Origin of the sequence: Bacteroides sp. D2, assembly GCF_025147085.1 — a bacterium.
In the GTDB taxonomy this organism is placed as follows: Bacteria; Bacteroidota; Bacteroidia; order Bacteroidales; family Bacteroidaceae; genus Bacteroides.
The window spans coordinates 1,363,235-1,376,137 of the sequence record NZ_CP102261.1 but is presented as its reverse complement, the minus strand read 5'-3'; the positions used below and the strand labels follow the sequence as shown (position 1 = coordinate 1,376,137).

11 protein-coding genes are annotated in these 12,903 nt (G+C 45.8%); 7 read left to right on the top strand and 4 right to left on the bottom strand.

Going from position 1 to position 12,903, the window contains the following annotated elements; all coding sequences use genetic code 11:
* Window positions 1–26: 26 nt before the first annotated feature.
* Window positions 27–1,598 carry an L-aspartate oxidase gene (nadB, locus tag NQ505_RS04890; RefSeq protein WP_008641519.1) on the bottom strand — a complete coding sequence of 524 codons (1,572 nt, stop codon included), beginning with the start codon at window positions 1,596–1,598 and terminating at the stop codon, window positions 27–29.
* Window positions 1,599–1,704: 106 nt separating this feature from the next.
* Here nadB and NQ505_RS04885 point away from each other — a divergent pair, with 106 nt between their 5' ends.
* From NQ505_RS04885 to dacB, 4 genes are all read left to right on the top strand, one after another.
* Window positions 1,705–2,157 (top strand): PH domain-containing protein, encoded by a 453-nt coding sequence (locus NQ505_RS04885; RefSeq protein WP_009001348.1) that lies wholly within the window; start codon window positions 1,705–1,707, stop codon window positions 2,155–2,157.
* Between the two features lie 41 nt (window positions 2,158–2,198).
* Window positions 2,199–3,542, top strand: coding sequence for a dihydrolipoyl dehydrogenase (gene lpdA, locus NQ505_RS04880; protein WP_009001349.1), 1,344 nt, complete (start codon window positions 2,199–2,201; stop codon window positions 3,540–3,542).
* 64 nt (window positions 3,543–3,606) lie between these two features.
* Window positions 3,607–4,809, top strand: a complete 1,203-nt coding sequence (locus tag NQ505_RS04875) for a TlpA disulfide reductase family protein (RefSeq protein ID WP_009001350.1) — start codon at window positions 3,607–3,609, stop codon at window positions 4,807–4,809.
* Window positions 4,810–4,855: 46 nt separating this feature from the next.
* Window positions 4,856–6,262: a D-alanyl-D-alanine carboxypeptidase/D-alanyl-D-alanine-endopeptidase gene (dacB, locus tag NQ505_RS04870; protein WP_009001351.1), complete on the top strand. Its 1,407-nt coding sequence runs from the start codon at window positions 4,856–4,858 to the stop codon at window positions 6,260–6,262.
* Window positions 6,263–6,484: 222 nt separating this feature from the next.
* Here the strand turns inward: dacB and NQ505_RS04865 are convergent, their stop codons facing one another.
* Entirely contained in the window at window positions 6,485–7,984 is a 1,500-nt protein-coding gene (locus tag NQ505_RS04865) for an acetyl-CoA hydrolase/transferase family protein (protein WP_009001352.1), read from the bottom strand.
* 151 nt (window positions 7,985–8,135) lie between these two features.
* Entirely contained in the window at window positions 8,136–8,618 is a 483-nt protein-coding gene (locus NQ505_RS04860) for a hypothetical protein (protein ID WP_009001353.1), read from the bottom strand.
* 336 nt (window positions 8,619–8,954) lie between these two features.
* On the opposite strand from NQ505_RS04860, the gene miaB reads away from it, so the two are divergent.
* Window positions 8,955–10,337, top strand: a complete 1,383-nt coding sequence (gene miaB, locus NQ505_RS04855; RefSeq protein ID WP_009001354.1) for a tRNA (N6-isopentenyl adenosine(37)-C2)-methylthiotransferase MiaB — start codon at window positions 8,955–8,957, stop codon at window positions 10,335–10,337.
* Window positions 10,338–10,533: 196 nt separating this feature from the next.
* On the opposite strand, the gene NQ505_RS04850 is transcribed toward miaB, so the two are convergent.
* On the bottom strand, window positions 10,534–11,247 hold the full coding sequence (locus tag NQ505_RS04850) for a helix-turn-helix domain-containing protein (protein ID WP_009001355.1): 714 nt from the start codon (window positions 11,245–11,247) through the stop codon (window positions 10,534–10,536).
* Window positions 11,248–11,688: 441 nt separating this feature from the next.
* Between NQ505_RS04850 and NQ505_RS04845 the strand changes: the two genes are divergently transcribed.
* A complete protein-coding gene (locus NQ505_RS04845) occupies window positions 11,689–12,009 on the top strand; it encodes a hypothetical protein (RefSeq protein ID WP_008641543.1) in 321 nt (106 codons plus the stop codon).
* The gene (locus NQ505_RS04840; RefSeq protein ID WP_009001356.1) at window positions 11,997–12,887 is read left to right on the top strand and encodes a DUF4373 domain-containing protein; all 891 of its coding nucleotides are present in this window, start codon (window positions 11,997–11,999) and stop codon (window positions 12,885–12,887) included. The genes NQ505_RS04845 and NQ505_RS04840 overlap by 13 nt, the downstream gene beginning before the upstream one ends.
* Window positions 12,888–12,903: the final 16 nt, after the last annotated feature.

Here is a 12,903-nt window from a genome sequence, read left to right as displayed (position 1 = left end):
GTAAATAGCAATTGCTCTCTTTCTTGTTATTTCTTCACGTGCGGATAATCAATCGTATAATGCAACCCGCGACTCTCCTTACGCTCCATTGCCTGGCGCATAATCAGATAACCCACGTTCACCATATTACGCAATTCGCAGATTTCTCTGGACGCAACGCTACGCTTGAACAGACTTTCAGTCTCCTCGTAGATAATATCCAGTCGGTCCCACGCACGTTTCAGACGGAGGTCGCTACGGACAATACCTACATAAGTACTCATAATCTGGTTCACTTCCTTCATGCTCTGTGTAATGAGCACCATTTCTTCCGGCGAGCGGGTTCCCTCATCATTCCATTCGGGAATATCTTCATTATAAGAATATTGATCGACCGCTTGCAGACTGTGTTTGGCAGCAGCGTCGGCATATACCACTGCTTCTATCAATGAGTTTGAAGCCAGGCGGTTACCACCATGCAATCCGGTGCAGGAACATTCTCCCACGGCATAAAGACGTTCGATGGAAGATTGTCCGTCCAGGTCGACAAGGATACCTCCGCAGAGATAATGGGCGGCCGGGGCTACCGGGATATAATCTTTAGTGATGTCGATGCCCAGGCTAAGACATTTCTCGTAAATATTGGGGAAATGTTTCTTTGTTTCTTCGGGATCTTTGTGGGTAACATCCAGATATACATGGTCGTCTCCACGATTCTTCATCTCGTTGTCGATGGCACGTGCCACGATGTCACGGGGAGCCAGGGAAAGACGGGGATCGTATTTTTGCATGAACTCTTTGCCATCCATGGTGCGCAGTACGCCTCCGTAGCCGCGCATCGCTTCCGTTATCAGGAAAGAAGGACGATCTCCCGGGTGATACAGGGCGGTAGGGTGGAACTGTACAAACTCCATATCCTTCACCGTACCTTTGGCACGATACACCATAGCGATACCGTCTCCGGTAGCGACTAGCGGGTTAGTGGTCGTTTTATAAACGGCTCCTACTCCACCGGTAGCCATCAATGTCACTTTGGCAAGATACGTATCTACTTTTCCCGTTTTCGGATCGAGGATATAAGCGCCGTAACATTTAATATCCGGTGTCTGGCGGGTTACGGTAACCCCCAAGTGATGCTGTGTCAGGATTTCAATGGCAAATTGGTTTTCGATGACCGTGATATTCGGATGCCGTTGCACGGCTTTAATCAGACTGTCCTGAATCTCTGCTCCTGTATTGTCTTTATGGTGAAGAATACGGAACTCCGAGTGTCCTCCTTCGCGGTGCAAGTCAAATTCGCCTTTCTCGTTTTTGTCAAAGTCCACTCCCCACTTAATCAGTTCTTCAATCTGTGCGGGAGCTTCGCGCACTACCTTTTCTACTGCGGCACGGTTGCTGATCCAGTCGCCTGCAATCATCGTATCTTCAATGTGCTTGTCGAAATTATCCACCAGAAGGTTGGTGACGGAGGCTACCCCTCCCTGGGCGAAGTACGTGTTGGCCTCTTCCAGCCCGCTTTTACAGATAAGAGCAACTTTACCTTTGTGCGCCACTTTCAGCGCAAAACTCATACCGGCAATTCCGGAACCGATAACGAGGAAATCGAATTTTCTTACCATAATCTTGTTATTTCTCACCGCAAAGCTACAAAATAAGTTACTTCGTTGTACTTTTCGTTGTCACTAATTCATAAAATTGCTACCTTGCAGGCAAAAATCTGACAAAATGAATCGAATTTTCCATGCCCGCATCGCCTGGTACCAATATTTCCTGTTGGTAGTGCTTACTGTGAATGCCGTCGGCGCATTGTGGTGTAAATATATCTTAGTAGCCGTACTGTTCATGCTTATGCTGATTGTAGTAATCGAACAGATTATACACACTGCTTATACATTAACTACAGACGGTAATCTGGAGGTTTCACGCGGCCGTTTTATTCGTAAGAAGGTAATTCCGCTTTCCGAAATCACCACAGTCAGGAAATACCATTCCATGAAGTTCGGTAGTTTCTCGGTGACGGATTATATCTTGATAGAATACGGAAAAGGGAAATTTGTTTCGGTGATGCCTGTCAAGGAACAGGAATTTGCAGAACTGCTCGAAAAGAGAATGTTCGAAAAGAAGATCAAAGACCTGGAGGCAATAGACTCTGTAGACCCTCAAGGGGATGAACCATAGCATGTTTTGATAATAATGAAAAGATTAACTGATTATATACTATGAAATATCAAGTGATTATCATCGGTGGCGGTCCTGCGGGATATACGGCTGCCGAAGCTGCCGGTAAAGCCGGTTTGAGCGTATTGCTTATCGAAAAGAATAGTCTGGGTGGTGTCTGTCTGAATGAAGGCTGTATTCCTACGAAAACGTTGTTGTATTCGGCAAAGACTTATGACAGTGCAAAACATGCGTCAAAGTATGCAGTCAATATCCCGGAAGTCTCTTTCGATTTGCCTAAGATAATAGCGCGTAAAAGTAAGGTAGTGCGTAAACTGGTGCTGGGAGTGAAAGCAAAGCTGACTGCCAACAATGTTACGATCGTATCAGGAGAAGCACAGATCATTGATAAGAATACAGTTTGCTGCGGAGAAGAGACTTACGAAGGAGAGAATCTGATACTTTGTACAGGCTCGGAAACCTTTATTCCCCCTATCCCGGGAGTGGATGCAGTGAACTACTGGACGCATAGGGATGCTTTGGATAGTAAGGAATTGCCGGCTTCTCTGGTCATTGTCGGTGGCGGAGTGATCGGGATGGAGTTCGCATCGTTCTTCAACAGTTTGGGAGTACAGGTGACGGTGGTTGAGATGATGGACGAAATCCTGGGTGGAATGGATAAAGAGCTTTCCGCCTTGCTCCGTGCGGAATATGCCAAACGTGGTATTAAATTCCTGCTTGGTACGAAAGTTATCGGCTTGTCGCAAACGGTCGAAGGAGCTGTAGTCTCTTATGAGAATGCAGAGGGGAACAGTAGTGTCATAGCAGAAAAGCTGTTGATGAGTGTCGGTCGCCGTCCTGTGACGAAAGGTTTCGGACTCGAAAACCTGAATCTGGAGAAAACAGAGCGTGGTATTATCAAAGTTAATGAAAAGATGCAGACTTCTGTATCGGGTGTGTATGTGTGTGGTGACCTGACAGGATTCTCTTTGCTCGCCCATACGGCCGTTCGTGAGGCAGAAGTTGCCGTACATTCCATTTTGGGGAAAGAAGACACCATGAGTTACCGGGCTATTCCGGGCGTAGTCTATACCAATCCGGAGATTGCCGGAGTGGGTGAAACGGAGGAATCGGCTTCAACGAAAGGAATCGATTATCAGGTTATCAAACTACCGATGGCTTACTCCGGCCGTTTTGTGGCGGAGAATGAAGGCGTGAACGGAGTTTGCAAAGTACTGCTGGATGAACAGCAGCGGGTGATTGGCGCTCACGTATTGGGAAATCCCGCTTCGGAGATTATCACTCTTGCGGGGACTGCCATTGAACTCGGACTGACGGCAGCGCAATGGAAAAAGATTGTTTTCCCGCATCCTACGGTAGGAGAGATTTTCCGGGAAGTGTTATAAACGGATTCCGATATCTGCGATCGTTCATTGATGCGGGTATCTTACTGATAAAATCAAATATATGATGAGAAAATATATAATCACTCCGGTCTTATTGGCAATAGTTTGTATGGTGATGTGTCGTTGTACATCCAATCGTAAAGCGTCAGTTGCTGCCAATGAATATTTGATTCAGGGCGAACTGGCCAATCTTCCTGACAGCATTGTGATCGGCCTGTACGAGGAAGACGGAAATATTCTCAACTGTGTCTTGAGAGATACGCTTATGAATGGGCAGTTCTCTTTCCGCGACACGGTTTCTACCACACGGAAAATGCTGATTATGTCTGATAACCGGGGCTTCCCGGGTACATGGCTGGAGGTGTGGATCGCACCGGGGGAATACATCGAAATCAAGGGGCAGGATAAACTAGTGAAAACATGGGAAGTAGTAAGCGATGTGCCGGAACAGCAGGAAGAAAATCGCTTTACGGCTTGCGCGATGGCCCAACAGAAAGAATTGATGCAATACATGGCAGCGGAATATGACTGGCAACGGATGATGTTCATTGACCATCCGGGCGACCGGGAGTTTGAAAGTCAGGCGTGGGCCAAGATAGATTCTATCCGGAAACTGTCAATGCCGTTGCAGCAGGAAATCTGGAAAAAGGAAATGGAATACATGGAAGAAGCTCCCGTCTCCCCGGTGTGGATGGACAGGTTACTGTTTTTTGCTTCCATGATGAAATATAAAACCATCATGCCTTATGAAGAAGAGGTGAAAAAACTCTATGCCCGAATGTCCGAAGCTGATAAACAAACAGGTGACGGACAGGAGATTACAGCCTATGTTTATCCTCCCGCTACCGTAGGAGTTGGAGATATGATGGTGGATGGAGACCTATATGATGCGAATGATTCTCTCCGTCATATTTCCGAGTTCAAAGGAAAATTCATCTTACTCGATTTCTGGAGTAGCGGGTGTGGTCCTTGCGTGGAGTCGATACCCGAAATGGAGAAGGTGATGGATCTGTACAAGGATAAAATGACTGTGATTAGTATTAGTGAGGACCCGAAAGCACGTTGGAAAGAGTATATCAAGACGAAAGGAATGGGCGGTAACCAGTGGAACGAACTTCGTAAAGGACGTACCGGTCTTGCCCTAAATTATCAGGTACGGGGAATCCCTCATTATGTATTGATTGCCCCTGATGGAAAAATCCAGGATGTATGGTCCGGCTATGGCGCCGGTTCGCTTCTTGGACAGGTAGAGAAAAACTTGAAATAGATAGAGGTAAGATACGATCATTTGTTGATGTTATAAACAGTGTTATATGAAAAAAAGTCTTTTGTTAGTCGCCCTTTCAGTTTGTTTGTTGCCACTTTGGGGACAACAGAATTTCTCTCGGATAGATTCGCTTATCAAGAAGATGCTCCCCGAAGCATCCGAAATCGGCATATCCGTCTACGATCTGACGGCTAAGAAATCACTTTATAACTATCGTGCGGAGAAACTTTCACGTCCTGCCTCTACCATGAAGCTGTTGACGGCTATTACTGCACTTTCCCGCCCCGGAGCCAACGAGCCTTTCCGCACCGAAGTATGGCACGATGGCGTGATAGAGCATGATACCTTGCAAGGCAACCTGTATGTGGTAGGCGGATTCGATCCGGAATTTGACAGCCAGTCGATGGATTCATTGATAGAAGAGGTAATCACTTTCCCTTTTTCGGTTATTAACGGGCAGGTCTATGGTGACGTTTCAATGAAAGACTCCCTTTATTGGGGCAGCGGATGGGCGTGGGACGATACACCTGCGGGTTATCAGCCTTATCTCTCTCCGCTGATGTTCTGCAAGGGGACTGTACAGGTTTCCGTAGTTCCATCCACGGTGCAGGGCGATACGGCAAGTGTTTCCTGCCAGCCTCTGTCTTCCTATTATACAGTGACGAATCAGACGAAAACACGTACCTCTTCTGCCGGGAAATTCTCTTTCACAAGAGACTGGCTGACGAATGGAAACAATCTCCTTATTTCGGGCAATGTCACTTCGATTCGAAAAGATGATGTCAACATCTATGATTCTCCCCGTTTTTTTATGCACACTTTCCTGGAACGCCTTCGTGGGAAAGGAATCACGACTCCCCAGTCGTATGGCTTTGCCGAATTACCTCGCGACAGTGTGAGAGTAGAGCGTATGGCTTGCTGGAACACTTCTGTGCAGAAAGTGCTGAACCAACTGATGAAAGAGAGTGATAACCTCAATGCGGAAGCATTTCTCTGTCGCCTGGGAGCGCAGGCTACGGGAAAGAAGCAAGTAGCTGCCGAAGATGGTATTGTCGAAATAATGAAGCTGATCCGCCGCTTGGGGCATGACCCGAAAGACTATAAGATTGCCGACGGTTGCGGACTGTCCAATTATAATTACCTCTCTCCTGCCCTGCTGGTCGACTTTCTAAAATATGCGTACTCGCAAACAGAAGTGTTTCAGATGTTATATAAATCACTTCCTGTTGGCGGGGTTGACGGAACTTTAAAATTCCGGATGAAAGGTACTCCTGCTTTCCGGAATGTTCATGCCAAAACAGGCTCGTTTACGGCAATAAATGCGCTTGCAGGCTATCTGAAGATGAAGAACGGGCATGAAGTGGCATTTGCCATTATGAACCAGAATGTGCTTTCGGCTGCTAAAGCGAGAGCGTTTCAGGATAAGGTATGTGAGGCGATTATCGGGAAATAGGCTAATATTGATGCATCAGTCCGAACAACAAGAGTGGAATCTCGTTGTTGAATCCAATTTCTATGTTGTCAAGGGGAGGTATCTATTCTCCATGGAGGGCTTATTGATTCTTCTACAAAAAGATAATTGTATTCTCTAATAAGCAAAAATCGTTGGATTTTGTTTACCAGAGAATACAATTATACTTGTTTTGAATCGAATACTGTAAATTCTATATTCTGTTTACTTAGCGTATTCAGCCCAATTGGTATTCTTCATATCGCCACTCTTAGCCAACTCTGCGTGCATACCCAGTGCAGCGTGTATAGCGTGCGGAGTCTGCGCTCTGTTACCTGCCAGTTTGAGGTAATCCCAAAGAAGCTCTTTGTAGTCGGGATGTGCACAGTTTTCGATGATGGCTTGTGCGCGTTCTTTCGGGCTCTTGCCACGAAGATCGGCAACACCTTGCTCGGTGATAACGATGTTTACAGAGTGCTCGCTGTGGTCGAGGTGAGAAACCATCGGTACGATTGCACTGATCTTACCTTCTTTTGCCACAGACGGACAAGTGAAGATAGAGATGTAAGCGTTGCGGGTAAAGTCGCCCGAACCACCGATACCGTTCATCATTTTAGTTCCGGAGATATGAGTTGAGTTTACGTTTCCGTACAGGTCAACTTCGATGGCTGTATTGATAGAAATGATACCGAGACGGCGAACCACTTCCGGGTTGTTGGAAATTTCCGACGGACGGAGAACCAGTTTATCGCGGAAGAAATCCATATCGTTGTAAATGCCTTCCAGACAGTCGTTTGTAACAGTCAGTGAGCAGGCGCTACCAAATTTGATACGTCCTTCGCGAATCAATCCGATCACGGAATTCTGGATAACCTCTGTATACATCTCAAATGCAGGAATCGTTTTGTCACGTCCCAATGCACCGAGTACAGCGTTGGCGATGTTTCCTACACCCGATTGCAAAGGCAAGAAACTAGACGGGATGATACCGCGTTTCATGTCGGCAGCAAGGAAGTCGGCAACATTCTGACCGATTTTGTCGGTCAACGGATCAGCAGCAGCGAAAGAACGCGCTTCATCCGGCCAGTTGGTTTCCACTACGCCTATAATCTTTTTCGGGTCTACCTGAACGTAAGGCAGTCCGATACGGTCACTCGGTTTGTAGATCGGTATTTCGCGGCGGTAAGGTGGGTCGAGCGGTTCGTATACGTCGTGCATACCCATACCGGATTTGCTGTGTGCGCTGTTCAACTCCACGATAATCTGGTCGGCAAGACGGCAGATGGTCGGCGAAATACCACCGGCGGCAGTCAGATAAATCTTTCCGTCGGGAGTCACTTCGCAGGCTTCGATGATGGCTACGTTCACTTTGCCCATGAACCCGTAGCGCACTTCCTGTGCCATTTGTGAGAGGTGTATGTCGTTGTAGGCAATCTCTCCGTTGTTCACAGCTTTGCGGAAGTCGGCGTTGGTAGTATAAGGAGCGCGGTAGCGGATGGCTTTGGCACGTGACAGTACGCCGTCACAGGATTCCCCTGTCGATGCGCCTGTGAAAATTCCTACTTGAAACGGGTTTCCTTTCGCATGTTCTGCTTCAGCAATTTTTGCGAGTTCGGCTGTTACAGCCTTGGCCGTTCCGGCGGGAGTAAATCCGCTTAGGCCGATGTTGTAGCCATGTTTGATTAGGCTTGCAGCTTCCGCTGCCGAAATACGATTGAATGACATAAAATAGTAAATTTCGTGTTAAAAAACAGTTGATAAATTATGGTTAGTTATTGCTCAATGCTCTTAGCTCAATGTTCTTATAACCAATGTGTAATATTTAATCTTCTCTGATATATTTAGTGCATTTGGCAATGCTTTCATTTCTCCTTTTCTAATACTTTCGTTGAAGTATTTCTCCCCAGATAATAGCGCGTCGGGCTTCTTCTGCCGAATGAATCGTGAAGTCTTGTTCGTTGGGTGATTCGTGAGGAGTGTTATAGTGAGAGCCTTGCCTGGTATTTCGCTCATCCTGTGCGGCACTGTTTGCCAAGGATGCAGCGACGGATACTTCTTCTTTTTTCTTTTTGGATTTCGACGCCGGTTGTGCAACCGGTTTCGATATTGGTTTCGCAGCCGGTTTGGCTACGGTTGGCTCGTAAGAAGATGCGGGTGGGAACAATTCGTCGAGCGATTTGCCTCTGCCCCATGCTTCGGGCATAGGAACAACATCCGGATCTATTTCTGTGGGAGATGACATTGGGGGAACAGGGCGTTTATTTTGAGCCTTTTTCGACTTGCTATTTTTATTCACCTCTTTGAATATTCCCACAAGAATGACACCTGCTATCAAGAGAAATTTCAAAAAATCTTCCATTGTGCTTCACTTCTAAATAGTTATCCGCCAAAGGTAGGCATTTTATCTGGTTTGAACTAACATTTGGGTATGAAAAAAGGGCAGCTTCACAGCTCCCCTTAATTTTTTTAACCTAAACCTTAACTATGAAAAAATCTAATGTTTCTTTCATTGCACAAATGTGAAAAATAAATTTAAATTTGCCAAGCATATCGCCTAAAAATGTTTATTCCCTTAACATTAATTACAAATTTGCTTGCCAAATCATAAGTTTTTGCGTTATTTTGATATCAATTCACTACTTATTGAAAGCGAAGCCGTATCTTTGCATCCGAATTTTTAAACTAAGATTTGAGTATGAACGAATTAACGGGAGCGGACTTTAAATCCGCAACTGAAATGAATGATGACAACAAAAAGTTGTTTATCGAAACCTATGGCTGCCAGATGAACGTAGCCGACAGTGAGGTGATTGCCTCGGTGATGCAAATGGCGGGTTATTCCGTAGCCGAAACGCTGGAGGAAGCCGATGCCGTGTTTATGAATACTTGTTCTATCCGCGACAATGCGGAGCAGAAGATTCTGAATCGCCTGGAGTTTTTCCACTCGCTGAAGAAAAAGAAAAAGCACCTGATTGTAGGTGTATTGGGCTGTATGGCCGAACGGGTAAAGGATGATCTGATAACGAATCATCATGTCGACCTCGTTGTGGGGCCGGATGCTTACCTGACGTTGCCCGACCTGATTGCCGCCGTAGAAACCGGTGAAAAAGCAATCAATGTGGAACTTTCCACTACCGAGACTTATCGGGATGTGATTCCGTCGCGTATCTGCGGCAATCATATTTCGGGTTTTGTATCCATCATGCGTGGCTGCAATAACTTCTGCACCTATTGCATTGTGCCCTATACTCGTGGACGCGAGCGTAGCCGTGACGTAGAAAGCATCCTGAATGAAGTGGCAGACCTCGTGGCGAAAGGCTATAAGGAAGTCACCTTGTTGGGGCAGAACGTCAACTCTTACCGTTTTGAAAGACCGACAGGTGAAGTGGTTACTTTCCCGATGTTGCTCCGAACAGTGGCTGAAGCTGCTCCGGGAGTGCGTATTCGTTTCACAACTTCCCATCCGAAAGACATGAGCGATGAGACGTTGGAAGTAATTGCGCAAGTCCCCAATGTGTGTAAACATATCCATCTGCCTGTGCAGAGCGGCAGTTCGCGTATTCTGAAACTGATGAACCGTAAATATACCCGTGAGTGGTATCTGGACCGGGTGGCAGCTATCAAACGTATCATCCCCGATTGCGGATTGACTACCGATATTTTCTCCGGTTTTCATTCTGAAACGGAAGAGGATCATGCCTTGTCACTTTCGCTGATGGAAGAATGTGGATACGATGCTGCTTTCATGTTTAAATACTCCGAACGTCCGGGAACGTATGCATCGAAGCATCTCGAAGATAATGTGTCCGAAGAGGTGAAAGTACGCCGCCTGAACGAAATTATCGCTTTGCAGAACCGTCTGTCTGCCGAATCCAACCAGCGTTGCATCGGTAAAACGTATGAGGTGCTTGTAGAAGGAGTTTCCAAGCGTTCGCGCGACCAGCTGTTCGGCCGTACGGAGCAGAACCGTGTGGTGGTGTTCGACAGAGGTACGCACCGTGTAGGTGATTTTGTCAACGTGCGTGTCACGGAAGCCAGTTCGGCTACGCTGAAAGGGGAAGAGGTCGTCTCAAATTAGTTCGCAAGAGAATTTTAAGATCGAACAAATATTGCACGAATTAGCAGATTATTTCATTTAATGTGCTACTTACGGCTTACTATATTTCTCATTGCAGAGGACGCAAAAAACGCAGAGGTATTATTTTCTTTAATCTCTGTGTCTTTTGTGTCCTCTGTGTTTTTTCCGTGTTCTTGGCTCTCTTTTACGATGAGATTCACATCATCATGTGCCTCCTGATGGAGAACTTCACAATCGCCATTGCATTGATGACCGCAAATGGAATGTCCATCGGTTCGTGGTGTGTATTGTAGCTCACTAGTTTGAGATATCCCTCCTTATCGGAACGGTTCACGTATTTCACTGCCAGATACTCGTCTCCGTCAATCATAAACGACACCAGATATATTTCCCCGTAAATGACATTATCGAAGCTGCTGATTTCTTTATATCCGATAATGTCTCCCGATTTCAATATAGGATACATGCTGTCTCCGTTGACGTAGACTGCTCCGTCGCAGACGGAAATATTCGGAATTAATATCTTTCCCAGTGCATACTGCTTTTTGTTGGTGAACAATGTTTTCAGGTTCGCAGCTGCCGTAATATCGTATAATGTCACGCTGCGGTCGTCTATTGGTTCGGGTGTTTTCGGATTGTGTATAATCTCGACTTCTCCCTGCACCAGTTCGCTTTCGCAATATCTTGACTGGTGTTTCGGATTTCCCTTTCCCAATAATAGCCAATTGTAGTCCACCTTGTCCCCGAATTTATCGAGTAACAGGCGGAAGTCAATGCTATTTCGTGCACCCCAATTGGATACTGTAGCGCGTGAGACGCCTAAATATTCAGCTAATTCGCTGTCGTTCTTGAAGTTTAGCGCCTGTTTGGCACGCTTCACTATTCCTGTAACATCCAAAAATGTGTCCATTCTATTATCGTTTATTTTTGATGTAAAAATTCATAAACTCGTTAATTGCTCATTGATAATTTGTTATCTACTTTTTTAAAGTTAATTCTTAAAATCGTTTGTTTTCTTTGTGAAAACTGTTTTATCTTTGTAGCAACGAAATCACAAAGATGTTTCAAAATTATAAATTTTAAATAGAAAAACCATGAGAAACCGCAAAAAGTTTACGAAAGGTTGCAAAATACCTCATTCACCCCCTTTTTAAGGAAGCCGTGCCGGACGGGCGGAAGTAATATTGAGCCCGCTTACACCATCTATATATCTTGCGTCTAGCATCTATATACCCAATGTGCAGCCGATATATCTCCAATATACAGCAACTATATGTCCTGCGCGCAAGCGATATATCTCTAATATACACACGAATATTTAAATATGAAAATTGTAAAAACGGAAAGCAGTATGGAAACCATTATGAATCAATCTCTACACATCTGCGGATGTTGCAAGCGTAAGCTCCCACAGGAAGCCTTTTATATGAATCAGCGTACCCGGGCTTCAGATAATTACTGCAAGGAATGCCGTAAGGCAAACACGCGCAGACATCGCAATCAGGATAAAAATATATCATTTGAAAACAAACCTCTTTCTTATCCGGTAATAACCGAGGTAAAGGACTACGCTTTGCGGATGCTCCTTATCCGCCATGCCCGTCAGGTGGTGGCGGACAGTATTCGCCGGAAGCAGGAAAAGGAAAAACTACACGCACTATGGGAAGAATAAAACAGGGGTTGGATTATTTCCCCATGAGCACCAGTTTCATGCACGACCGTGTGGTGCGTCGTGTCATGAAGCGGGAAGGTGATGCTGCTTTTGCCACATTGGTAGAAACACTGTCGTACATCTATGCCGGAAAAGGATATTATATCTCTGCCGGTGATGAATTTTACGATGAACTGACGGACAGCCTTTACAACACGGATATGGATGATGTGAAACGTATCATCGCCCTGTCCGTGGAATGTGGCCTGTTTGATGCCGGGCTTTTCCGCCAATACGGCATCCTGACTTCCGCCGATATCCAACGGCAGTACCTCTTTATCACCAAGCGGCGCAGCAGTTCGTTGATAGAGCCGGACTACTGCCTGTTGGAAGCGGAGGAGCTTGCATCGTATCACCCTTCTCAAAGTAGCAAAAGCTGTGCGGATGATACTGATAACAAAACAGTCGATGCTGTAACACCAACTGCCGATCCTGTAACATCAACCACCGATTCTGCAACATCGGAAGCCGAAATGTCGACATCGGGTACACAAAACAAAGAAAAACAAATTAAAACAAACCAAAACAAATTAAACCACCTCTCTGACTCTCCTCAAGGAGAGAACGGAGGAGGAAAAATCTTGAAAAGAAGGAAGGCGATGACACAGGACGACATCGACAACCTGCAACCACCGTCCGACGGCACGCAGCGTAACTTCGGGGGATTGCTGGAGAACCTTCACTCTTACAAGATTCCGCCTTCCGAGCAATACGCTATTATCCTGAAAAGCAACTTCGGAGCTATCGGGAACCCTGTGTGGAAGGGATTCAGCAACATTCGCGGGAGCAATGGAAAAATCAAATTGCCGGGACATTACCTTTTGAGCGTAATTAATTAATTTATGAACGCACTTT